We start from the raw sequence: 23,010 nt of genomic DNA, 5'->3' as shown, positions 1-23,010 counted from the left end.
TGCCGGGAGCGCTGACGACTTCGGCGAGAGCGGCGGCGAGTGCCCGGGTGAGACGGGGACACGGGAGTCCTGACAGGCAGCAGCCCGCGCAGGCCGACGTCCCGCCAGAGCATGAAGTCCTCGTGCGACAGGAACCGGATCGGCTGCCGGGGCACCTCGGGCTCGGCGTCGGCGTTGACCCGTACACGCTTCGGCCCCTGCGGCGACACCACGGTCTTGTCGACGTGCCTTGTACGCGCGCAGGTCGGCGCCGTCCGTGTCCCAGATGGATTGCCGCCCCGGGACTCGTGGAGGAAGCGGCAGCAGAGCATGACGTCGGTGCTGTAGGCGCGATGCTGGCGCAGTGCGGCGGCTGAACCGCGCACGCGCCCACGGCCCACCGCGCCCACGGCGCCACGCACGCGCCCACGGCACCACCCGCCGCGCCCGCGCCCACGGCCCGCCGACCCCGGCGGCCCGCCCCAACGACCCCCGCGCCCGCCCCGGATGCCGGGCCTCCGCGCGACCAGCGCCGTCGGGCGAAGTGATCGGCACGACAACGGTTCGGTACAACCGGTGACCGTATGTCGGCGTCGGCCTATACGCTCGAAGCGACAATCGTACGACCGAGGTTGCCCCGCACCGGGCAGGACCGGTCGGCCTCGTTCGTTCACTCAAGGCAACAGGAGCAGCCATGCAAGGCCACGGCTACACGCAGCCGGTGAACCGGCCACCTGCCACCGGGCTGCTGGTCTTCCTGCGCGTGCTCTTCGCCGTGGTGTCGGTGCTGAGCTTCGGTCTGCTGATGTGGGTCATGATGCTGCGGCTCGCCGTCGTCACCCGCCGGATGCTCGACTGGGCGCTGCTGGGCGTCGCGATCGTGGTGGAGTTCGTCGGCCTGGTCCTGCTCGGCTCCGAGCCGGGCAACGAGATCACCACCGCGGGCGGCTGGACGGGTTTCGTCCTGCTTTTCGGCGGCATCGCCGGGTTCACCGTGTACTACCTCGTCGCGGACATCCGCCACTTCCGGCGGGTCCGCCTCACGGGCTACGGCACGGGACCGGCCCCGGCGTACGGCTATCCCCAGCCGCCGCAGACGCCGTACACCGGCACGACCCTCTCGCAGACCCCGCCGACACCCCAGCGGCCGGTGCCGCAGACCCCCGTCCCGAACAGCCCGCCGCCCCCGCAGCGCCCCGCGCCCGCGCGCATCGACCAGGTCCGGGCCGAGCTCGACGAGCTCAGTGACTACCTGCGCCAGCACGACGGCCGCCAGGACGGCAGCCCCGAGAGCGGACGGTGACCGTGCCGGCAGGACGCGTCGTCGCCGACCGCTACGAGCTGTCCACGCTCATCGGCCAGGGCGGCATGGGACAGGTCTGGACGGCCTACGACCAGCGGCTCGACCGGCGCGTGGCGGTGAAGCTGCTGCGCCCCGACAAGGTCGCGGGCCAGGAGGCCGACGAACTGCGCCGCCGGTTCGTGCGCGAGTGCCGGGTGACCGCGCAGGTCGACCACCCCGGCCTGGTCACCGTGCACGACGCGGGCAGCGAGGGCGAGGAGCTGTTCCTCGTCATGCAGTACGTCGACGGGGTCGACCTCGCCGCCCACCTCGCCGGGCGGGACCCCTACCCCTGGCAGGCGGCGGTGGCGGTCGCCGCGCAGCTGTGCGCCGTGCTCAGCGCCGTGCACGCCGTGCCGATCGTCCACCGCGACCTCAAGCCGCGCAACGTGATGGTGAAGCAGGACGGCACGGTCACCGTGCTCGACCTCGGCGTCGCCTCCGTCATGGACACCGACACCACCCGTCTCACCCACACCGGCTCGCCCATCGGCTCGCCGGCCTACATGGCCCCCGAGCAGGCGATGGGCGGCGCGGTCGGCCCGTACACCGACCTGTACGCGCTCGGTGTGCTGCTGCACGAACTCCTCAGCGGCGACGTGCCGTTCTCCGGCTCCACCGCGCTCGGCGTGCTCCACCGGCACCTGTACGAGCCGCCGCTGCCCGTGCGCCGCACCCGCCCCGAGGTCCCCGAGGCACTCGAAGCCCTCGTGCTGCGGCTGCTCGCGAAGGACCCCCAGCACCGGCCCGCCTCCGCGCAGGAGGTGTACCAGGAGCTGGCACCGATGCTGCCCGCGCGCGGGACGACCACCGGAGAGCCCCTGGACCCCACGCGCCCCTTCCTGCGCCCGCACGCGCCCTGGCCGGACCGTGCCCGCACCCCCGCGCCCCAGCCGGCCCCCGCCGCCCCCGCCCCGCCCGCCGACGAGAAGGCCGACGTGGCGCGCGCCGTCGACGAGGTCAAGCGGCTGCTCGGCGAGGGCCGCATCACCCAGGCCGTCGACATCCTCGGCGCGATCCTGCCCACCGCCGCCCAGCAGCACGGCGAGCACTCCCCGGTCGTCCGCAGCCTGCGCAAGCAGTACGCGGCCACGCTCATGGACGACGGCCAGTACCGGCGCGCGCTGCCCGAACTGCGCCGCCTCGCCGACGAGCGCGCCACCGAGGCGGGCCGCGCCGACCCGCAGGCGCTGCGCTTCCGCTACGACGTCGCCCAGTGCCTGGAACAGCTCGGTGAGCCCGCCGCCGCCCTCGCCGAGTACCGCGCCCTGCTGCCCTACTACGAGAACCAGTACGTCTCCGGCGACCCCGAACTCGCCCACGACGTCCGCCGCCGCATGGGCCATCTGCTGCTCGCCCTCGGCGACCGCCCCGCGGCCCACGACACGCTGGCCCGCCTGCTGATCGACGTGGAGCGGCTGCGCGGCCCCGGCCACCCGATGGCGGGCGAGGTCCGGCGCACCCTCCAGTGGCTGGGGCAGGTGCGCGGCTGACAAGAGGGCCGTACGGGGGTGCGGCGGTGCCCGAAGTCCTGGTGAATCGTTGGTCCAATGGGTTGGCCAGAGCTTGCCCACTGCCTACCATCGATCACCGCAAGACTTTGTGCACCGCCGCACAAGCTCTCCTCGGGAGGTCTCCTTGCACCGCCGCCGTCGCACCGCGCTCCTCCTCTCCGCCGCGATCGTCGCGGCCCCCCTGCTCACCGCCTGCGGAGGCGACGCGCGTCCCGGCGCCGCGGCCGTCGTCGGCGACCAGCGGATCACGGTCGCGCAGCTGGAGAACAGGGTGGGCGAGGTCCGCTCGGCACAGCGCGCGGCCGTCTCCGACGACGCCCAGTACGCCCAGGTCGTCGCCAAGTCCGGCACCCTCTCCCGGGACGTCCTCGGGAACATGGTCCTCGACCGGGTGCTGCGCCGGGCCGCCCAGGACGCGGGAGTGAGCGTCACCCGCAAGGAGGTCCAGCAGATGCGCGGCGGCCTGGAGAAGCAGGTCGGCGGTGCCGAGGCGCTCCGGACGGCCTGGCTCCAGCAGTACGGTGTGCCGCCGCAGCGCCTCGACGAGAACCTCCGCCTCCAGCTGGAGGCGCAGAAGCTCGGCACCGCGCTCGGCACCGACGCCGGCAAGCCCGCCTTCTGGGACGCGCTCGCCGCGGCGTCCAAGAAGCTCGACGTCCGGCTCAACCCGCGCTACGGCACCTGGGACATGCAGAAGAGGGGCCGCGCCGACGTCCGGACGCCGTGGGTGCGCGAGGTGACGGCGGCGGCCCGGCAGCCGGCCTGACCGGGACGCGGGGCGCCCCCGGGGAGCCTCCCGGGCACCGGACCCGCACCGCCTGTGGACAACCCGGGGCGGCGTCGGAGGCGTGGGTTACGTTCGGACCGTGAACGCAACCAGCCCCGAGGCCGCCCCCGGCCGTATCGTCCTGCTCACCACCAGCCACCGGGTGGCGCCCGGCCTGCTGTCCTGGCCCGCCTGGCAGGCGCTGCACGCGGCCGACCGCGTGCTGTGCGCGGACGGCGCGCACCCGCAGCTGCCGTATCTGCGCGAGGCGGGGGTCGCGGTCGACGAGGCCGCGCCGGCGGCCCGGCAGCTCGTCGAGTCCTGCGCGGGCGGGCGCACGGTCGTGGTCGTGGCCACCGCCGAGGGCGAACCGGCGCTCACCGACGGCCTGGCCCGCCTGGCCGGCGGCGGCCGCACACGGCTGCCGGAGCTGGAACTGCTGCCCGCCTCCTACGACCTGCCCGGCGCCCGCCTCCTCGACCTCGTCCAGGTCATGGACCGGATCCGCGCCGTATGCCCCTGGTCCTCGCGGCAGACGCACGAGGGCCTGGCCAAGTACGGCATCGAGGAGGCGTACGAGCTGGTCGAGGCGATCGAGGACGGCGACCGCGACGAACTGCGCGAGGAACTGGGCGACGTACTGCTCCAGGTCGTCTTCCACGCGCGGATCGCCGAGGAGGACCCGGACGCCCCGTTCTCCGTGGACGACGTCGCCGCGGGCATCGTCACCAAGCTCATCCACCGCCACCCGCACGTCTTCGGCGACGCGACCGCGACCACCCCGGAGGAGGTCAAGGAGCACTGGCTGCGCACCAAGGCGGTGGAGAAGCGCCGTGAGTCGGTGACGGACGGCATCCCGCTGGGCCAGCCGGGCCTCGCCCTCGCGGCGAAGCTGGCGTCCCGCGTCCGCACGGCGGGCCTGCGGGTGCCGCCGCCGCAGGGCGAGGGCCCCGGCTACGACCTGCTCGCGCTCGCGGTCCGCGCGGAGGCGGCCGGCGTCGACCCGGAGGCGGCCCTGCGCGCCGCGGCCCGCGCCTACCGGGACGCGGTACGGACGGCCGAGGGACTGTCCGGCTGACCCCGCCCCGTGCCGGGGAGCGACCGGACCCACCGGGTCGCGGCCACCCGGAGGGCACGCGCCGCGCCACCGGCGGCCCCCGGCGGGGCGTACGCCCGCCGAGGCCCCCGGCCGACCACCGGCACCCTCCGCGGCGGCGCGGCCGGACCGGTGCGCGTGCCCGCCCTCCCTCCGGTCCGGCGGACCCGGCGGATACCGTCGGGGCGTGACCGACCAGCCAGGCCCCTCCGTCCCCGGCCCCTCCGTCCCCGACTCCTCCGCCCCCGGCCCCTCCGCCCCCGCGCCTCCCGCGCTGTTCACCTGGGAGTTCGCCACCGACCCGTACCCCGCCTACGCCTGGCTGCGCGAGCACGCGCCCGTGCACCGGACGCGGCTGCCCAGCGGGGTGGAGGCATGGCTGGTCACGCGGTACGCCGACGCCAAGCAGACCCTCGCCGACCAGCGGCTGTCCAAGAACCCCGCCCACCACGACGGGCCCGCGCACGCCAGGGGCCGGACGGGCATCCCGGGCGAGCGCAAGGCCGAGCTGATGACGCATCTGCTCAACATCGACCCGCCGGACCACACCCGGCTGCGCCGGCTGGTCAGCAAGGCGTTCACGCCCCGCCGGGTCGCGGAGTTCGCGCCCCGCGTGCAGGAGCTGACCGACCGGCTCATCGACGGGTTCGCGGACCGGGGCGGCGCCGACCTTATCCACGAGTTCGCCTTCCCGCTGCCCATCTACGCCATCTGCGACCTGCTGGGCGTCCCCCGCGAGGACCAGGACGACTTCCGGGACTGGGCGGGCATGATGATCCGTCACCAGGGCGGGCCGCGCGGCGGGGTCGCCCGCTCGGTCAAGAAGATGCGCGGCTATCTCGCCGACCTCATCCACCGCAAGCGCGCGGCCCTCCCGCCGGACCCCGCCCCCGGCGAGGACCTCATCTCCGGGCTCATCCGGGCCTCCGACCACGGCGAGCACCTCACCGAGAACGAGGCCGCCGCGATGGCGTTCATCCTTCTCTTCGCCGGTTTCGAGACGACCGTCAACCTGATCGGCAACGGCACCCACGCCCTGCTGACCCACCCCGCTCAGCGCGCCCGCCTCCAGCGCTCCCTCGCCGCCGGCGAGAGCGCCCTGCTGGCGACGGGCGTCGAGGAACTCCTGCGCTACGACGGCCCCGTGGAGCTGGCCACCTGGCGCTTCGCCACGGAGCCGGTCACGATCGGCGGGCAGCGCATCGCCGCGGGCGACCCCGTCCTGGTGGTCCTGGCCGCAGCCGACCGCGACCCCGAACGGTTCGCCGACCCGGACGTCCTCGACCTCGGCCGCCGCGACAACCAGCACCTCGGCTACGGCCACGGCATCCACTACTGCCTCGGGGCCCCGCTCGCCCGCCTGGAGGGCCAGACCGCCCTCGCCACCCTCCTCACCCGCCTCCCCGACCTCCAACTCGCCGTGGAGCCCGCCGAGTTGCGGTGGCGCGGCGGCCTCATCATGCGGGGACTGCGCACGCTTCCGGTGGAGTTCACCCCGAACAGGTGATTCTGTCCCGCTCCGCAAACATGACACGCGCTCATGTCTGTGATCTTCACGTGATCTGCGCGGCATTAACTTGTGACAAGTGATCGAATGCCTATACGTTCACGGTTCAATGGCGGCGCCAGGTTTCACGCGCCGCGGCCACCGCTGTCTCCTGAAAGGCCATCGCATGCTCTCCGGGAACGGTCGTCACCGTCGCCCCCGTCAGGCGCCCGCCCTGCTCGTCGCGGCCGGCGTCACCGGCTCCGCCATCGCCATCCCGCTCCTCGGCGCCTCCGGCGCGAGCGCCGCCGACGGCACCGTCTGGGACAAGGTGGCCGACTGTGCGAGCGGCGGCTCCTGGAGCGCCGACACCGGCAACGGGCGTTTCGGCGGCCTGCAGTTGACCCAGGCCGACTGGGAGAAGTACGGCGGCCTCGACTACGCCACCAGCCCCGAGCTGGCCAGCCGCTCGCAGCAGATCACCGTGGCGCAGGCCGTCCTCGCGGACCAGGGTGTCGGCGCCTGGCGCACCTGCGGTGTGCTCAGCGGGCTGACCCAGAAGTCCGGGGCGCTCGACCTCGACACCGGGGTGACGGAGGACTCCCCCTCCGCGGTGTCCGGATCGTCCGGCCTGCTGGATTCGGTGGGTTCGTCGGGTTCCTCCGGGTCCGACGCGTCCCGGCCCTCCGGCGCGTCGAGCCCCTCCGGCACCTCGGCGAGCCCGTCGGACGGCCCCTCCGTCTCGCCGAGTGGTTCGCCCGAATCGTCCGGCAAGTCCGAGGGTGCCACCTCGTCGCCCTCCTCGCCGTCGAAGTCCGACAACTCCGGTAAGCCCGGAAAGTCGTCCGGCGCCGGGACCTCCGCGTCGCCGGACAGCTCGCCCGTCGAGAGCCCCGAAGGGGACGTCAAGGACAACTGGGTGCAGGATGCGGGCTCCTGGAGCCTCGTCGACACCTCGGCCGTCGAGTCCGGACCGGCCGCCTCCGGCCGTCATCGCGGACCCAGCGCCGACGAGAAGCCGGCCGCGAACGACCCCAAGTCCGCGGGCCGCCACGCCTCGTACCTCGTCCGCCCCGGGGACACCCTCGCCTCCATCGCCGACTCCCTCGACGTCGACGGCGGATGGCGCGCGCTGTACGAAGCGAACAAGCGGGGCATCGGCGGCAACGCCAACGACATCGCGCCCGGTCAGACGCTGGACGTCCCCGTCGAATAGGTGCCGAACAGGGCGAAGACCACCACGAGTTCGCGCCCTGCTTCGCGCTGAATGTCCGTTTCGCTAACGGTGAGAGATAGATCTCAGAAGCCCTGATCGTCTTTGAAATTCCGTGAAACGCGTGTCTACGGTCATGACCGCTCGCCTCCAGTGCGGGCCCCGAGAGCCGTCACGCCGAATCCTGCCGGCGGCCCAACGGGAACAGTCGTCGCGTCATGCGCCGTAGGCAGGAGCGGGGGACCCAAGGTAAGCGCCGGGTCCGGCGGTTGAGGCCCTTCGGGGCCGCACGGCCGGAACCGGCTTGGGGTGGAGTCGCGCATCAGCGTCAGCGGTGCGCGACCGGGCAACTCAACCGGCCCGAACCCGACAGCTCACCTCGCAGGCGTCGGTGAGGGGATCCATCCATGCTGTTCTCCAGCAAGGGCAAGCACCGCCGTCCGTCCAAGGCCGCCCGCGCCGTCGCCGTCGTCGGCGTCACGGGTGCCGCCGCCGTCGCCGCCCCGCTGATGGCGGCCGGCAGCGCCTCCGCCGCCACCGCCTCCGAGTGGGACACCGTCGCGCAGTGCGAGTCCGGCGGCAACTGGTCGATCAACACCGGCAACGGCTACTACGGCGGCCTGCAGTTCTCGGCCTCCACCTGGGCCGCCTACGGTGGCACCCAGTACGCCTCCAGCGCCGACCAGGCCGGCAAGTCCCAGCAGATCGCGATAGCCGAGAAGGTCCTCGCGGGCCAGGGCAAGGGTGCCTGGCCGAACTGCGGCACCGGCCTGTCGAGCGCCGCCTACGACGGCGCCGCCGCGGGCGGTTCCCCGGCGAGCGGGTCCTCGCAGCGCACCGAGCGCGCCACCGAGCAGCCCGCCTCGCGCTCCGGCGAGCGTCCGGTCGCCAAGAAGAGCACCAAGACCGTCACCACCCCGACCGGCAAGAAGGTCAAGAAGGGCGACGGCGAGTACAAGGTGGCCAAGGGCGACACCCTCAGCTCCATCGCCGCCGAGGAGGGCGTCAAGGGCGGCTGGCAGAAGCTGTTCAAGCTGAACAAGGACGTCGTCCAGGACGCCGACCTGATCTACCCCGGTCAGCAGCTGCACCTGAAGTGATCCCGGCCGGCGGCTGAACCCCGGTGCCCTCGCGTCCGTGGACCTCTTCGCGAAGTCCTCGTGAGGGCACCCCGCCGTCCCCGCGGGCTCCCCGCTCCGGCGCGTCTTTCCCCCGTACGCGCCGGAGCGGGGTTTCTTTTGGGCCGCGTTTTTGTTCCGTTGGGAAACAATTCGCTCTCGGTTCTGTCCACGGGGCGGTCCGCCACCGGCCGGACCCCCCGGGGCGGTTAGGCTCGTCCCGCAGCACCCACCGCGGTCTGCGTACCTGCTTCACATCCCAGAAGGAGATGCTCGTGCCGTCCATCGACGTCGTCGTAGCCCGGGAAATCCTGGACTCCCGAGGCAATCCCACGGTCGAGGTCGAGGTCGGCCTCGACGACGGCAGCACGGGTCGTGCCGCCGTCCCGTCCGGCGCCTCCACGGGCGCCTTCGAGGCCATCGAGCTGCGCGACGGTGACCCCAACCGCTACCAGGGCAAGGGCGTCGAGAAGGCCGTCCTCGCCGTCATCGAGCAGATCGGCCCCGAGCTGGTCGGCTACGACGCCACCGAGCAGCGCCTGATCGACCAGGCCATGTTCGACCTGGACGCCACCGACAACAAGGGCTCCCTCGGCGCCAACGCGATCCTCGGCGTCTCCCTCGCCGTCGCCCACGCCGCCTCCGAGGCCAGCGACCTGCCGCTGTTCCGCTACCTCGGCGGCCCGAACGCGCACCTGCTGCCCGTCCCGATGATGAACATCCTCAACGGCGGCTCGCACGCCGACTCCAACGTGGACATCCAGGAGTTCATGATCGCGCCCATCGGCGCGGAGTCCTTCTCCGAGGCGCTGCGCTGGGGCACCGAGGTCTACCACACCCTCAAGAAGGTGCTGAAGGGCCGCGGCCTGTCCACCGGCCTCGGCGACGAGGGCGGCTTCGCCCCGAACCTCGGCTCCAACCGCGAGGCCCTCGACCTCATCCTCGAAGCGATCAAGGAAGCCGGCTACGCGCCCGGCGAGCAGATCGCCCTCGCCCTCGACGTCGCCGCCTCCGAGTTCTACAAGGACGGCAAGTACCTCTTCGAGGGCAAGGAGCGCTCCGCCGCCGAGATGACGGAGTACTACGAGGAGCTGGTCGCGGCCTACCCGCTGGTCTCCGTCGAGGACCCGCTGTTCGAGGACGACTGGGCCGGCTGGAAGGTCCTCACCGACAAGCTGGGCGACAAGGTCCAGATCGTCGGCGACGACCTCTTCGTCACCAACCCCGAGCGCCTGGCCCGCGGCATCGACGACGGCGCCGCCAACGCGCTCCTCGTGAAGGTGAACCAGATCGGCTCGCTCACCGAGACCCTGGACGCCGTGGAGCTGGCCCAGCGCAACGGCTTCAAGTGCATGATGTCCCACCGCTCCGGCGAGACCGAGGACGTCACCATCGCCGACCTGGCCGTCGCCACCAACTGCGGCCAGATCAAGACCGGCGCCCCGGCCCGCTCCGAGCGCGTCGCCAAGTACAACCAGCTGCTGCGCATCGAGGAGATCCTCGACGACGCCGCGGTCTACGCCGGCCGCAGCGCCTTCCCGCGCTTCAAGGGCTGACGGCTGACCCCACCCGGGTCAGGCTGAGCCCGTCGTACGTACGTCCCCGTACTCGGTCCCGTACCGTGTGCGGGGACGTACGCGCGTGGAGACGGAGGCGGACATGGCCGTGAAGGACCGGGACCGGTTCTCCACCGCGACCAGAATCCGGTTGCTCGGGGAGCAGACCGCGGCCCGCGTCTACCGCTCCCAGACCAAGCGGCAGGCCCGGCGCTCCAGGCTCACCGGACGGGCGGCGCTGCTGGCGCTGGTCGTCTGCTCGCTCGTCGTGGCGATGGCCTACCCGATAAGGCAGTACGTCTCCCAGCGCGCGGAGATCGCCGACCTCCGGCGCCAGAAGCAGGAGGCCGCCCAGCGCGTCGAGGAGCTGCGCGACCTCAAGGCGCGCTGGCAGGACGACGCGTACGCGCAGCAGCAGATCCGGCAGCGGCTGCACTACGTGCTGCCCGGCGAGACCGGCTACGTCGTCATCGACCCGGACGCCGCCAAGCAGTCGCGCACCGACCGCGGCGCTGCCGCCCGCCCCTGGTACGCCAACCTCTGGGACGGGGTCGACAAGGCCGACGCCGCCGACCGCTGAGAACCCCTCGCCCGCGCCGGGAGCCCGGCCGCACGCGGGCACCGACAGAAAGACAGGCATGGAAACGCCCCCGCCGACCACCCCGCGCACCGAGCCCACCGACGCGGACGTCGAGGCATTCAAGCAGCAGCTCGGCCGCCCCCCGCGCGGGCTGCGCGCGATCGCGCACCGCTGCCCCTGCGGGCAGCCGGACGTGGTCGAGACGGCCCCCCGCCTGCCCGACGGCACGCCCTTCCCGACGCTGTACTACCTGACCTGCCCCAAGGCGGCGTCGGCGATCGGCACGCTGGAGGCCAACGGCGTGATGAAGGACATGACCGCGCGCCTGGAGAGCGACGAGGACCTGGCCGCCGCCTACCGCGCCGCGCACGAGGACTACGTGCGCCGCCGCGACGAGATCGAGGAGCTCGCGGGCTTCCCGAGCGCGGGCGGCATGCCGGACCGGGTGAAGTGCCTGCACGTGCTGGTCGCGCACTCGCTCGCGGCCGGGCCCGGCGTCAATCCGCTGGGCGACGAGGCGATCGCGATGCTGCCGCAGTGGTGGCGCAGGGGCGCCTGCGTGACGCTGCCGGCGGCACCGGCCGAGGACGGGCGATGACCCGCGTCGCCGCCGTCGACTGCGGCACCAACTCCATCCGGCTCCTCGTCGCCGACGTCGACCCGGCCGCGGGCACCCTCGTCGACCTGGACCGCCGGATGACCGTCGTGCGGCTGGGCCAGGGCGTGGACCGCACCGGACGGCTCGCGCCCGAGGCACTGGAGCGGACCTTCGCCGCCTGCCGGGACTACGCGGCCGTCATCAAGGAGCACGGCGCCGAGCGGGTGCGCTTCGTCGCCACCTCCGCCTCCCGGGACGCGGAGAACCGCGACGCGTTCGTCAGCGGGGTGCTCGACATCCTCGGCGTCGAGCCCGAGGTCGTCAGCGGGGACCAGGAGGCCGGGTTCTCCTTCACCGGCGCGACCCGGGAACTGACCGGCCGCCCGGACCTGGGGCGGCCGTATCTCGTGGTGGACATCGGCGGCGGCTCGACCGAGTTCGTGGTCGGCGAGGAGCAGGTGCGCGCGGCCCGTTCCGTGGACGTCGGCTGTGTGCGCATGACCGAGCGGCACCTGGTGCGCGACGGCGCCGTCGGCGACCCGCCCTCCGCCGGGCAGATCGCGGCGATGCGGGCCGACATCGAGGCGGCGCTCGACCTCGCGGAGGAGACCGTGCCGCTGCGCGAGGCGCGCACGCTGGTCGGACTGGCCGGCTCGGTCACCACGGTCTCGGCGATCGCCCAGGACCTGCCCGGGTACGACTCCGCGCGCATCCACCACTCCCGGGTCGGCCGGGACCGGGTGCGGGAGATCACCGAGTGGCTGCTGCGCTCCACACACGCGGAGCGCGCGGCCGTACCGTCCATGCACCCGGGCCGCGTCGACGTCATCGCCGCGGGAGCGCTGGTGCTGCTGTCGATCATGGAACGCACCGGCGCCGAGGAGGTCGTCGTCAGCGAGCACGACATCCTCGACGGCATCGCCTGGCACGCCGCACTCGCCGGCGGGTGACCCGCCGGCCGGGGACGCGGCCCGCAGTCCCCGTGCTCCGGGCCGCCTGCTCCCGGATGCCGCGGTGCCTGCCGCGCCGGTCACCGACCTCGACGGCGAGGATCACGAGATCGCCGTCCTCGACCCGGCAGCCGCCGGCCCGGAGCCGATGCGGGCCCGACGGCCCGGCGGGTTTCCTGATGCCGGCGTCCTCGCGGTGCGGATCGCCGCCCGGTGCGGTCGGCGCGGCCGGGACGCCCATGGCGGCGGGCCGGTCGACGGCTCGGAGCCGCCGCCGCGCCGCGCGGGTGCGGCGCGCGCCGCGGAGGGCCGGCGAGGGGCGTTGAGGTGAGAGGGGACGTGCGGCGGCCCCGGGTCCTCGTCAGGAGCCGGGGCCGCGGTGCGGCGGTCAACCCTCGCGGGTCGTCCGTCAGTTGCAGAGCAGGACGATGACGCCGCTGCAGTCGCCGTCGTCCCCGCCGCCGTGGGCCTGGACGGCGGCGGGCTGGGCGGGGGCCGCCGTGGCCGCGGAGGCGGTGGCCGCCCCCGCCGCGAGGGCGATGCCCAGGGCGGCGCCGACCGTGACTATTCGGGAGGTGGCCTTCAGGAGGGCCTTCTGTGAAGTGATCATGGCTGCACGCTATGTGTGCTTCTGATCATTTTCGCGCCGGGCGTGCCGACCGGGTGACGGCCCTCCGGGGCGGTGGTCCGCGCCGCCTCGCGGGGGCGTCCCGGCGGTCGGCCGGGGGTTCGTCCGGGCTCGTACGGAGTCGTCGGCTGAGCAGGTCGCCCGGCGTATGAGCGCCTGTGGGAGGCCCGTTCGGGGTCCTCGGCGACACGCGGGAGGGGCCGCCCGGAGAAAGTTCGTGAAGTTCTTCACAAGGAATTCGGCCCTGTCGGGGCACGGATGTGGCCCGGTTGGCCCTTCCGAGGGGTGAACAGGGCCTTGAACATGTTCAGATGGGCGGTGTACGGGGGCCTCCGCGGACCGGCGCGCAAGGCTGTTCCGGACCGCTCACAGGGGGTCTCGCCGGGCAGAGAGGCAGCTCACGCGGCATTGGCAACGGGTCATGTCGGGTGAGGGTTCCCCTTCATGACCATGACCTGCGTCACGCGGGCCGGGGATGGTAGCACAGGGGCGGGAAGAGCTTGTGAAGGGGCGCACGAGCGACCCCCCTGGGGCAGGTGGATACTCGATGGCATGAGCACCACGGAGCGTCCCAGGATCCTCGTAGTAGGCGGTGGGTACGTAGGCCTGTACGCAGCTCGGCGCATCCTCAAGAAGATGCGCTACGGAGAGGCGACCGTCACGGTCGTCGACCCCCGGTCGTACATGACCTACCAGCCCTTCCTCCCCGAAGCCGCCGCCGGCAGCATCTCCCCGCGCCACGTCGTCGTCCCGCTGCGACGCGTGCTGCCCAAGGCGGAGGTCCTCACCGGCCGGGTCACCACCATCGACCAGGACCGCAAGGTCGCCACGGTCGCCCCGCTGGTCGGCGAGGCGTACGAGCTGCCCTTCGACTACCTGGTCATCGCGATGGGCGCGGTCTCCCGCACCTTCCCGATCCCCGGCCTCGCCGAGCAGGGCATCGGCATGAAGGGCATCGAGGAGGCCATCGGCCTGCGCAACCACGTGCTGGAGCAGCTGGACAAGGCCGACTCCACCACGGACGAGGAGATCCGCCGCAAGGCACTCACCTTCGTCTTCGTCGGCGGCGGCTTCGCCGGCGCGGAGACCATCGGTGAGGTCGAGGACATGGCCCGCGACGCGGCCAAGTACTACACCGGCGTCACCCGCGAGGACATGCGGTTCATCCTCGTCGACGCCGCCGACAAGATCCTCCCCGAGGTCGGCCCCAAGCTCGGCCAGTACGGCCGCGAGCACCTGGAGGCCCGCGGGGTCGAGGTCTACCTCTCCACCTCCATGGACTCCTGCGTCGACGGCCACGTGGTGCTGAAGAACGGCCTGGAGGTCGACTCCCACACCATCGTGTGGACGGCCGGCGTCAAGCCCAACCCGGCGCTCTCCCGCTTCGGCCTGCCCCTCGGCCCGCGCGGCCACGTCGATTGCGCGCCGACCCTCCAGGTCACGGGCACCGACCACGTCTGGGCCGCCGGCGACAACGCCCAGGTCCCGGACCTCGTCGGCCGCAAGGCCGGCAACCCCAACGCCTGGTGCCCGCCGAACGCCCAGCACGCGCTGCGCCAGGCCCGGGTCCTCGGCGACAACGTGATCTCCGGTATGCGGGGCTTCCCGCAGAAGGACTACGCGCACGCCAACAAGGGCGCGGTGGCGGGCCTCGGCCTCCACAAGGGCGTGGCGATGATCGTCATGGGCAAGATGAAGATCAAGCTCAAGGGCCGTCTCGCCTGGTACATGCACCGCGGCTACCACGGTCTGGCGATGCCGACCTGGAACCGCAAGATCCGCGTCTTCGCCGACTGGACGCTCGCCATGTTCCTCAAGCGCGAGGTCGTGGCGCTCGGCGCCCTGGAGACCCCCCGCGAGGAGTTCTACGAGGCCGCCAAGCCGGCGCCGGTCGCCGCCGCGAGCGCCGCCGACAAGGGCGAGAAGGCCAAGGCCTCCTGACGCTCCCCGGCCCCCTCCGGGCCGGACGAAGGACCTCCCGCCATCCGTGGTGCGGGAGGTCCTTCGGCGTTCCCGCCCCGGTCCCGCCCCGGCCGCGCCCCGGTCCCGCCCCGGCCGCGCCCCCGGTCGCGCCGCTCGTCCGGCCCGGCGCGGGCCCAACTGGGTGGCTCCTGCACCTTTTTGCCCGGCCGTGACGCGCGTGGGGGACTGCCGAGGGGCCCCGCGGGTGTTTACGTGGTGTCGGAGATTCCGGGATCCGTTATCACGGAGGTGTGTGCCATGGCAGACGCCGCGGCGCGGCTGAAGGGCCTTCTCGAACAGTTGCTGGGAGTACCGCTCCCGGTGCGCATCCGCGCCTGGGACGGTTCCGAGGCGGGGCCGCCCGACGCACCCGCCCTCGTCGTCCGCCGTCGCCGCGCCGTCCGGCGGCTGCTGTGGAAGCCCGGGGAACTGGGCCTCGCCCGCGCCTGGGTCGCCGGCGACCTCGACGTCGACGGCGACCTCTACACCGCCCTCGGCCTGCTCGCCGGGCTGGTCTGGGAGCGGGACGAGGACGCCCGCGGCACCGCTCAGGCGCTGCGCGACCCGCAGGTGCGGGCCGCGGTGCGCGGACTCCTCCGGCTCGCCGGGAGCCCGCTGCCGCCCGCCCCGCCCCCCGAGGAGGTGCGCCGGGCCCGCCATCTGCACACCAGGGGCACCGACCGGCGCGCCGTCAGCCACCACTACGACGTCGGCAACGACTTCTACGAGATCGTCCTCGGCCCCTCGATGGTGTACTCCTGCGCCTACTGGCCCGCCCCGCCCCCGCGGGGCTCCCTGGAGGACGCCCAGCGCGACAAGCTGGATCTCGTGTGCCGCAAGCTGGACCTGCGGCCCGGCCTGCGGCTGCTCGACGTCGGCTGCGGCTGGGGCTCCCTGGCCGTGCACGCCGCCCGCGAGTACGGCGTCCACGTCGTCGGCGTCACCCTCTCCCGGGAGCAGGCGGCGTACGCCCGCAAGCGCGTGGCCGACGAGGGCCTGACCGACAAGGTGGAGATCCGCGTCCAGGACTACCGCGACGTCCACGACGGGCCGTACGACGCCGTCTCCTCCATCGGCATGGCCGAACACGTCGGCGCCGAGCGCTACCTGGAGTACGCGGACGTGCTGCACCGGCTGCTGCGGCCCGGCGGCCGGCTGCTCAACCACCAGATCGGACGGCGCCCCCAGCGCGACGAGTCGACCTACCGGGTCGACCCGTTCATCGACGCCTACGTCTTCCCCGACGGCGAGCTCCAGCCCGTCGGGACCACCGTCGGACAGCTCGAACGCGCCGGGTTCGAGGTGCGGGACGTGGAGTCGATCCGCGAGCACTACGCGCTGACGCTGCGCACCTGGGTCGCCAACCTGGAGGACGGCTGGTCCCGCGCCACCGGGCTCGCCGGCGCCGGACGGGCGCGGGTCTGGCTGCTCTACATGGCGGCCTCCGCGCTGTCCTTCGAGCGCAACCGCATCGGCGTCAACCAGGTGCTGGCGGTGCGCCCGGCCGGGTCCGGGGCGTCGGGGATGCCGCTGCGGGCACGCAAGTGGGCCGAGCGCGAGGGCGGTTGACCGGGGCACGCGCCAGGGGCCGGGCTCCCGTGTCGGGAGACCCGGCCCCTGGCCGTCGTACCGTGCCGCCTACTCGGTCTTGATCGCGTTCAGCATGTTCAGCCGGGCGGCGTTGCGGGCCGGCCACAGCGCGGCCAGCACACCGACCAGACCGGCCAGCACCAGGAAGATCCCGATCCGGTCCCAGGGCAGGACCAGCGTGTAGCCCGGGATCTGGTCCGCGAGGGTCTTGCCGATGGCCCAGCCGAGGAACGCGCCGAGACCGATGCCTACCAGCGCGCCGAACACCGAGATGACCACGGCCTCCAGCCGGACCATCCGCTTCACGCGGCGCCGGTCGAGACCGATCGCGCGCAGCATGCCGATCTCCTGCTGCCGTTCGAAGACCGACATCGCGAGGGTGTTGACCACCCCGAGGACCGCGATGATCAGGGCCATCGCCAGCAGGCCGTACATGATGTTCAGCAGGGTGTTGATGGCCCCGCCGAACTCGTTGCGGATGTCCTGGCGGTCCATGACCGTCATCGCCGGGTTGTCGCCCAGGGCGTTGATCAGGGCCTTCTCGCCGGCCGCTGACTGGCCGCCGTCCGTCTTCACGAAGATCTGCTGGATGGACGGCTTGGCCTCGTGCGCGTTCACGACCTTCGTGTCGACGAGGACGGGGGAGAGGAACTCGCTGTTCTGGTAGACGGCCCCGACCTTCAGGGCGCCCTTCTTCTTGTCGCTGAAGGTGACGGCGACGCTGTCGCCCGGCTTCCAGCCCTTCTTCTTGGCGGTCTTCTCGGCGACGGCGATCTGGCCCTTGGCGAGGGCGGCGATGTCGCCGGCGACCACGTCGACGTTCAGGACCTTGGTGATGTCGCCCGGTGTGACCGCCGAGACGGACACGAAGTCGTCGCCGGCGAGCTGGAAGTAGGCGTTCTGCTGCGGCGAGACCGCCGAGACGCCGTCGGCCTTCTCCAGCGCCCTGAGCGCGGACTGGTCGAGGTCCCCGCCGTTGGCCATCGAGACCATGTAGTCGGCCTTGATGTTGTCCGTGGTCATCTTGTCGATGGCCGTGCCGACCGTGACGCCCAGCACCGAGAGCCCGGTCACCAGCGTCAGCCCGATCGCCAGCGCCGAGGCGGTGGCGCCGGTACGGCGGGGGTTGCGGACCGCGTTCTGCCCGGCCAGCTTGCCGGCCACCCCGAAGGGGCCGACGAGCAGCGGACGGACGAGCGCGATCACCGGCCGGGACAGCAGCGGGATCAGGATGATCACGCCGATCAGGGCGAAGAAGGCGCCCGCGCCGATGTACATGCGGCCGCCGCTGCCGCCCGTCGAGGCACCGAGCACGATCCCCGCCGCGCCGAGCGCGGTGACGGCCGAGCCGACGGAGTTGCGCAGCACCAGCGACTTGGTGGTGGCCGCCGCGTGGACGCTGTTCATCGCCGCCACCGGCGGGATCTTCGCGGCCCGGCGGCCGGGCAGCCAGGCGGCGAACATCGTGATCAGCACACCGACGGCGACCGCGGCCACGACGGGCGTGGCGGACAGGATCAGCGGGCCGTCCGGGATCTTCATGTCGAACGCGGCCATCCCGGAGCGCAGTCCGACCGCGAGAGCGACCCCGAGGGCGAAGCCGACCAAGGAGGCGACCAGGCCCACCAGCGCGGCCTCGGCCAGCACCGAGCGGGTGACCTGCCGGCGCGAGGCGCCGACGGCCCGCATCAGGGCGATCTCCTTGGTGCGCTGGGCGACGAGCATCGTGAAGGTGTTGGAGATCAGGAAGATCCCCACGAAGAGCGCGATGCCGGCGAAGCCGAGCAGGACCTGCTTGAGGCTGCCCAGCCCCTCTTCGATCTGCTTGGCCTGCTTGTCGGCGAGCGCCTGGCCGGTCTCGGCCTCGGCGGACTCCGGCAGCAGCGGCTTGACCGCGTCGAGGATCTTCGTGTCGGACGCGCCGGGGGCGGCGGTGACGGTGACGTCCTGGAAGTAGCCGGGCGCGAGGTACTGCTTCTGGGCGACCGCGGTGTCGAAGAGGACGAGGCTGCCGCCGGCGTTCACCGCGCCGTCCTCGGTGGTGAACACGCCGCTGAGGGTGTACTCCTTCACCGGTCCGTTCGTGGCCACCCGGACCCGGTCGCCGACCTGGTACTCGCCCTTGGCCGCGGAGTCCACGTCCAGGGCGACCTGGTCGTCGCGCACCGGGCCGGAACCCTTGGTGAAGGCGTAGGCGGGGTCCTTGCCGTCCTTGCCGGGGGCGAAGTTGGAGCCCTTGTTGGACCAGCCGACGCCGATCAGCTTCCCGCCGGGGTCGGCGACCCCGGCGAAGCCGGCGACCCGGCCGTAGGCGGCGGCGACGCCGTCCAGCGCGGCGATCTCGTCCAGGGTCTTGCGGGACACGCCCGGCTCGGCCTTGGGGTCCTCGGAGTCGGCGTAGGAGGTGACGGCGACGGCGACGTCGTCGTAGCTCTTCGCCGACTGGTTGCGGAAGGCGTTGGAGAGGGTGTCGGCGAAGACCAGGGTGCCGGAGACGAACGCGACGCCGAGCATCACGGCGAGCACGGTCATCAGCAGCCGGGCCTTGTGCGCCAGTACGTTGCGCAGGGCGGTGCGGAACATCAGCTGGTCCGGCCCTTCGCGTCGAACTGCTTCATGAAGTCGAGGACGGAGTCGGCGGTCGGCTGGAACATCTCGTCGACGATCCGTCCGTCGGCGAGGAAGACGACCCGGTCCGCGTAGGCGGCGGCCACCGGGTCGTGCGTCACCATGACGACCGTCTGGCCCATCTCCCGCACGGAGTTGCGCAGGAAGCCGAGCACCTCGGCGCCCGAGCGCGAGTCGAGGTTGCCGGTGGGCTCGTCACCGAAGATGATCTCGGGCCGGGAGGCGAGCGCGCGGGCCACGGCCACCCGCTGCTGCTGGCCGCCGGAGAGCTGGGCGGGGCGGTGGCCGAGCCGGTCGGCGAGACCGATCATGCGGATCACCGAGTCCACCCACTGCTTGTCGGGCTTGCGGCCCGCGATGTCCATGGGGAGGGTGATGTTCTCCAGCGCGGTCAGCGTCGGCAGCAGGTTGAACGCCTGGAAGATGAAGCCGATCTTGTCCCGGCGCAACTTGGTGAGCTGCTTGTCCTTCAGGGAGCCCAGCTCGGTGTCGCCGATGCGCACCGACCCGGAGGAGAAGGTGTCCAGACCGGCCACGCAGTGCATCAGCGTGGACTTCCCGGAGCCGGAGGGGCCCATGATCGCCGTGAACTCGGCCTGCCGGAACTCGACGGTGACCCGGTCCAGGGCGACCACCTGGGTCTCGCCCTGTCCGTAGATCTTCGACAGATCCGTGGCGCGCGCGGCCACGGCGGTGGCACGGCCGGCGATGGATGCGGTGGTCACGAAGGAACACTCCTCGGGGGATGACGGTGTGCGGAGGGAACGTCATCCATCGTCCTTGCCGGGCGGCGCCGTGTAGTCAGCCGCTGCTCCGGTTCCGAAGACAGCCTGCGGATGGACTGGAAGCGGTCATGTCATACCTGAGGATGACGAGGACCTCCGACGGCCGTTCGTGTCGAGAACAGGTGGAGCGTCCTTGTTCGGGCGGTGAAATTCCGTCATTCCGCGTACGCCGTTGGCCACCGCACGTAAGGCTATTGGCAAGTGCGGATGGCTTGTTCCGCGGGCTGATGCACCCTCAGACGTCAATAAAATAAGACAACATCGGGCTGCCCGCCCGATGTTCGGAGGATGCGTCCCGATAGGCTCGGAATCTCGATGCGGAGCCCATGGCCTGCCCAGATGGTGGAAAGCAGACACGGCGAGCTTAAACCTCGCTGCCCCTTCGCGGGCGTGCCGGTTCAAGTCCGGCTCTGGGCACCAACCCGCTCGCAGCGAGCTGATGAAGGCCGGATTGTGCGGTCGCTCGTTCGTGCCGACGGTGCACGGTACCGCTCGCTTGCCGTCGTGCCCTCGGTGAAGCGGATGCAGAACGCCGCGGCGCATCACGAGTCATCCCCTGAAGTGCAAGAAGTGCGGTGCCTGCGCCGACCCGCTGGTCCCGCTTCCCCGGACGCGCCGTATCGGGGGCCGGCGTGAGACGGAAGGGTTGCAACGCCTGACCGGGTACGAGGCGCGGTCGAACGGAGAAGGCCGGGCACCCCCACGGGCTCGGCCGCCCGGGGCGCAGACTCGGAGTAGCGTCCTGAGTGTCGAGGTCAGAACGGAGACCAGTATGCCTCGCAGTATTGACGAGCACATCGGTACTCGTGTCCGAATCGCGCGCAATGCGGCGGGTATGACACAAGTCGAGCTGGCTGACTTTGTCGGTAAGTCGATGGACTGGGTCGCCGGCATCGAGAACGGCCGACTCGCATTGGACCGATTTTCTGTCATCACCGCGATCGCGGAGCGGTGCGACGTCGACGTGGTCTGGCTCCTCGGTCAGCCCTATCGACTCCAGCGCACCGGAGGCTCCCTGGCTCACGCCTACATTCCGGCCCTGCGCACCGGGCTGCGCCGCTCCAATCTCATCCTGTCCGGGCATCCGGGGCTGGACCCTTCTGGTGCGCGCGTCGATCTTCCGGTACTTCGGCGCCGCTCCGCCAAGGCGAACGCCGCGCGCCAGGCTGCGAATCTGCCGCAGGTCGCCACTCTCCTGCCGCCGCTCGTGGAGGATCTGAACACCGCTCTCCTGGTCGCCGAGGGAGAAGAACGCGAAGAGGCACTTCGTCTCCTGGCGGACGCCGCCCGTACTGGCCGCATGTGCCTCAACCAACTCGGCTACCCCGACCTGGCATGGTCCTCGGCAGAGGTCGCGGCGGGGGCCGCCACCCAGTTGGGGGACCCGGTCGTGATGGCGGCGGTCGCGTGGGACCGGTGCGGTGCCCTGCTGCACCAGGCCACACTTCGGGAAGCCGTCGCGGTCGCGGACGCCGCGCTGCGGGACCTGGAGCCACTGGTCGCACACAGCAGAGCCGACGACAGAGTGGTCTCGCTGCGAGGGGCCCTGCATCTGCGGGCGGCCATCGGACATGCGCGCGGTGGTCGCGCCGACGACGCCTGGGCGCGAATCGACGCTGCGCTTGAGGACGCCGACCGCCTTGGTGAGGGCTGGTACGACGTGGAGCAGCAGACGGTGTTCGGCCGGGGAACCGTTGCAGTTCACGCGGCCGAAGCCGGCGTTGAGGTCGAACAGCCCGACACCGGCTTGAAGCGGGTGCCGAACGCGGACGTCAACGAGGTGCCCAGCAAGGAGAGGCGGACGCACTTCGCGATCGACAAAGCCAGGGCGTTGCACCGTATGGGCCGCAGCTCCTCGGCCGTGGTGAAGCTACGGGAAGCCGCGGGCGGGGCTCCGTACTACGTGTACGCCGACCCGATGGCCCGCGCGCTCGTCGCCGACATGGCCCGCGCAGGGGTGCCTTCGCAGGCTTCCGCTCTCTCCGGCCTCATCCGCAACATGGAGCTTGTGGGCAACAGTTAGGGGGCGCAGGCGAGTTGGAAAGCGCCCCTGAGAAAAACTCAGGGGCGGCTCCCAGCTGGCACGCAATCCTGAAGTGGTCACGATTCGTACTTGAGTGATCACCAGGGGGTGTCGGCGTTGGAGCCGATCAACGCTCGCGATCCGGCCGCATCAGCGAGGGCGCACCTCGCGTTGCGGTGGCCAATAGCGCTTGGGCCACCGGTACCCGCCCAGGGGAGGCTGCACATGCGGTCGCGCCGGCGGTCCGACGCCGGGCGCGCACCCCTTCCCGGGCGCACTGGTGACCTTCGCCTGCCTCCGCACGGCGAACCGGGCCCATGGGTGCCGTCGTGATGGGCCGTCGACCGGCCGCCGAGGGCGGTCGGCCCGTGGTCAGCACGACGTTTCCCCGGGAGGCTGCGTCAGTCCCGGCGGCGCGCGCCCTCGTGCGGGCAGCCGTGCAGGAGTGGGGCATGCCGGGCCTTGCCGACCTGGCCGACTCGATCACCTCGGAACTCGCCACCAACGCCGTGGTGCACGCCCGGCGCGGCAGCTTCCGGGTGATCTGCCGTCAGCTCGACGACGACCGGGTGCAGCTCTCGGTCATCGACCTGAGCCGCACCCTGCCCGAGGTGGTCACGGCCGACGACGACTGGGAGAACGGACGGGGCCTGCTCCTCATCGAGGCCCTGTCGCAGCAGTGGGGCACCGAACCGTACCGATGGGGCAAGCGCGTGTGGGCCGACATCGCTGTCCCGTCCGAGTGCGAGGTGCCCGCGCCCGAGGTGCCCATGTTCACCACCGTGCGCGCCCAGATCGTCTACGTCCTGATGCTCGTCACTGCAGGTGCCGCCATCTGTGCCGGCGCGGTCCCGCGCTGACACGGCCCCGAGCTCTCCGGCCTGTTCAGGTCTCCCGGGCCGGAGCACGGGCCGCTCCACCGATCTCAGGTGGTCGGCAGGGGCGGCCCGTACCCCGACGCGGTGACCGCCGACGTCGGCAACACCACCGATGAATCTCTGGAGGACACATGTCCAAGGCTCAGCAGGCGGCGCAGACCACCGTGGCCGTCGCCGACCCGGACGACGCCGCCGCCCTGGTCGACACCGCGGCCGTCGTCCGCTCCGAGGACGTCGAGCAGGAGGAGTGCTACACCTTCTGACCCCCGGGCTCGAAGGGCGCCCGGCCACCACGGTGCCGGGCGCCCGCCGACTTTG

20 protein-coding genes, 1 tRNA gene, 1 pseudogene and 1 riboswitch are annotated in these 23,010 nt (G+C 72.3%); of the genes and pseudogenes, 18 read left to right on the top strand and 4 right to left on the bottom strand.

Annotated features, from left to right (window positions below):
• Positions 1-365, bottom strand: a pseudogene (locus SZN_RS41930) (hypothetical protein); the annotation flags it as partial.
• Between the two features lie 308 nt (positions 366-673).
• Between SZN_RS41930 and SZN_RS13165 the strand changes: the two are divergent.
• From SZN_RS13165 to SZN_RS43355, 12 genes are all read left to right on the top strand, one after another.
• Positions 674-1,282: a hypothetical protein gene (locus SZN_RS13165; protein WP_007495101.1), complete on the top strand. Its 609-nt coding sequence runs from the start codon at positions 674-676 to the stop codon at positions 1,280-1,282.
• Positions 1,283-1,320: 38 nt separating this feature from the next.
• Entirely contained in the window at positions 1,321-2,814 is a 1,494-nt protein-coding gene (locus SZN_RS13160; RefSeq protein WP_279627017.1) for a serine/threonine-protein kinase, read from the top strand.
• A gap of 145 nt (positions 2,815-2,959) precedes the next feature.
• Positions 2,960-3,601, top strand: a complete 642-nt coding sequence (locus SZN_RS13155) for a SurA N-terminal domain-containing protein (RefSeq protein WP_007495098.1) — start codon at positions 2,960-2,962, stop codon at positions 3,599-3,601.
• 100 nt (positions 3,602-3,701) lie between these two features.
• The gene (locus SZN_RS13150; protein ID WP_007495096.1) at positions 3,702-4,679 is read left to right on the top strand and encodes a nucleoside triphosphate pyrophosphohydrolase; all 978 of its coding nucleotides are present in this window, start codon (positions 3,702-3,704) and stop codon (positions 4,677-4,679) included.
• Between the two features lie 205 nt (positions 4,680-4,884).
• The gene (locus tag SZN_RS13145) at positions 4,885-6,204 is read left to right on the top strand and encodes a cytochrome P450 family protein (protein ID WP_007495094.1); all 1,320 of its coding nucleotides are present in this window, start codon (positions 4,885-4,887) and stop codon (positions 6,202-6,204) included.
• Between the two features lie 166 nt (positions 6,205-6,370).
• On the top strand, positions 6,371-7,399 hold the full coding sequence (locus SZN_RS13140) for a LysM peptidoglycan-binding domain-containing protein (protein ID WP_007495091.1): 1,029 nt from the start codon (positions 6,371-6,373) through the stop codon (positions 7,397-7,399).
• A gap of 208 nt (positions 7,400-7,607) precedes the next feature.
• Positions 7,608-7,799: riboswitch (cyclic di-AMP (ydaO/yuaA leader) on the top strand.
• 4 nt (positions 7,800-7,803) lie between these two features.
• Positions 7,804-8,496: a transglycosylase family protein gene (locus SZN_RS13135; protein WP_007495089.1), complete on the top strand. Its 693-nt coding sequence runs from the start codon at positions 7,804-7,806 to the stop codon at positions 8,494-8,496.
• A gap of 287 nt (positions 8,497-8,783) precedes the next feature.
• A complete protein-coding gene (gene eno / locus SZN_RS13130) occupies positions 8,784-10,070 on the top strand; it encodes a phosphopyruvate hydratase (RefSeq protein ID WP_043730356.1) in 1,287 nt (428 codons plus the stop codon).
• Positions 10,071-10,173: 103 nt separating this feature from the next.
• A complete protein-coding gene (locus SZN_RS13125) occupies positions 10,174-10,650 on the top strand; it encodes an FtsB family cell division protein (protein WP_043730375.1) in 477 nt (158 codons plus the stop codon).
• Between the two features lie 58 nt (positions 10,651-10,708).
• Positions 10,709-11,248 carry a DUF501 domain-containing protein gene (locus SZN_RS13120; RefSeq protein WP_007495084.1) on the top strand — a complete coding sequence of 180 codons (540 nt, stop codon included), beginning with the start codon at positions 10,709-10,711 and terminating at the stop codon, positions 11,246-11,248.
• The gene (locus SZN_RS13115) at positions 11,245-12,198 is read left to right on the top strand and encodes a Ppx/GppA phosphatase family protein (RefSeq protein WP_007495082.1); all 954 of its coding nucleotides are present in this window, start codon (positions 11,245-11,247) and stop codon (positions 12,196-12,198) included. Before SZN_RS13120 ends, SZN_RS13115 begins: the two co-directional genes overlap by 4 nt.
• A gap of 64 nt (positions 12,199-12,262) precedes the next feature.
• A complete protein-coding gene (locus SZN_RS43355) occupies positions 12,263-12,529 on the top strand; it encodes a hypothetical protein (protein WP_007495080.1) in 267 nt (88 codons plus the stop codon).
• 78 nt (positions 12,530-12,607) lie between these two features.
• Here the strand turns inward: SZN_RS43355 and SZN_RS13105 are convergent, their stop codons facing one another.
• The gene (locus tag SZN_RS13105; protein ID WP_007495079.1) at positions 12,608-12,808 is read right to left on the bottom strand and encodes a hypothetical protein; all 201 of its coding nucleotides are present in this window, start codon (positions 12,806-12,808) and stop codon (positions 12,608-12,610) included.
• Positions 12,809-13,378: 570 nt separating this feature from the next.
• On the opposite strand from SZN_RS13105, the gene SZN_RS13100 reads away from it, so the two are divergent.
• Positions 13,379-14,767 (top strand): NAD(P)/FAD-dependent oxidoreductase, encoded by a 1,389-nt coding sequence (locus SZN_RS13100; protein WP_078508559.1) that lies wholly within the window; start codon positions 13,379-13,381, stop codon positions 14,765-14,767.
• A 279-nt stretch (positions 14,768-15,046) separates the two neighbouring features.
• Entirely contained in the window at positions 15,047-16,357 is a 1,311-nt protein-coding gene (locus SZN_RS13095; protein WP_007495075.1) for a class I SAM-dependent methyltransferase, read from the top strand.
• A 69-nt stretch (positions 16,358-16,426) separates the two neighbouring features.
• Here the strand turns inward: SZN_RS13095 and SZN_RS13090 are convergent, their stop codons facing one another.
• On the bottom strand, positions 16,427-18,961 hold the full coding sequence (locus SZN_RS13090) for an ABC transporter permease (protein ID WP_007495073.1): 2,535 nt from the start codon (positions 18,959-18,961) through the stop codon (positions 16,427-16,429).
• Positions 18,961-19,731, bottom strand: a complete 771-nt coding sequence (locus SZN_RS13085) for an ABC transporter ATP-binding protein (protein ID WP_007495071.1) — start codon at positions 19,729-19,731, stop codon at positions 18,961-18,963. Before SZN_RS13085 ends, SZN_RS13090 begins: the two co-directional genes overlap by 1 nt.
• 393 nt (positions 19,732-20,124) lie before the next feature.
• Here SZN_RS13085 and SZN_RS13080 point away from each other — a divergent pair.
• The 4 genes from SZN_RS13080 to SZN_RS43165 all read left to right on the top strand — a co-directional run bounded on the left by SZN_RS13080 (position 20,125) and on the right by SZN_RS43165 (position 22,955).
• A tRNA-Leu gene (locus SZN_RS13080) sits at positions 20,125-20,211 on the top strand.
• Between the two features lie 352 nt (positions 20,212-20,563).
• Entirely contained in the window at positions 20,564-21,814 is a 1,251-nt protein-coding gene (locus tag SZN_RS13075; RefSeq protein ID WP_078508558.1) for a helix-turn-helix domain-containing protein, read from the top strand.
• Between the two features lie 317 nt (positions 21,815-22,131).
• Positions 22,132-22,674 carry an ATP-binding protein gene (locus SZN_RS13070; RefSeq protein WP_341865576.1) on the top strand — a complete coding sequence of 181 codons (543 nt, stop codon included), beginning with the start codon at positions 22,132-22,134 and terminating at the stop codon, positions 22,672-22,674.
• A 149-nt stretch (positions 22,675-22,823) separates the two neighbouring features.
• Positions 22,824-22,955 carry a hypothetical protein gene (locus SZN_RS43165; RefSeq protein WP_007495065.1) on the top strand — a complete coding sequence of 44 codons (132 nt, stop codon included), beginning with the start codon at positions 22,824-22,826 and terminating at the stop codon, positions 22,953-22,955.
• Positions 22,956-23,010 lie beyond the last annotated feature (55 nt).

It is taken from the genome of Streptomyces zinciresistens K42 (assembly GCF_000225525.1).
Classification (GTDB): domain Bacteria; phylum Actinomycetota; class Actinomycetes; order Streptomycetales; family Streptomycetaceae; genus Streptomyces; species Streptomyces zinciresistens.
Note: the sequence above shows the minus strand (reverse complement) of the source record. Positions and strands in the feature narration are given on the sequence as shown.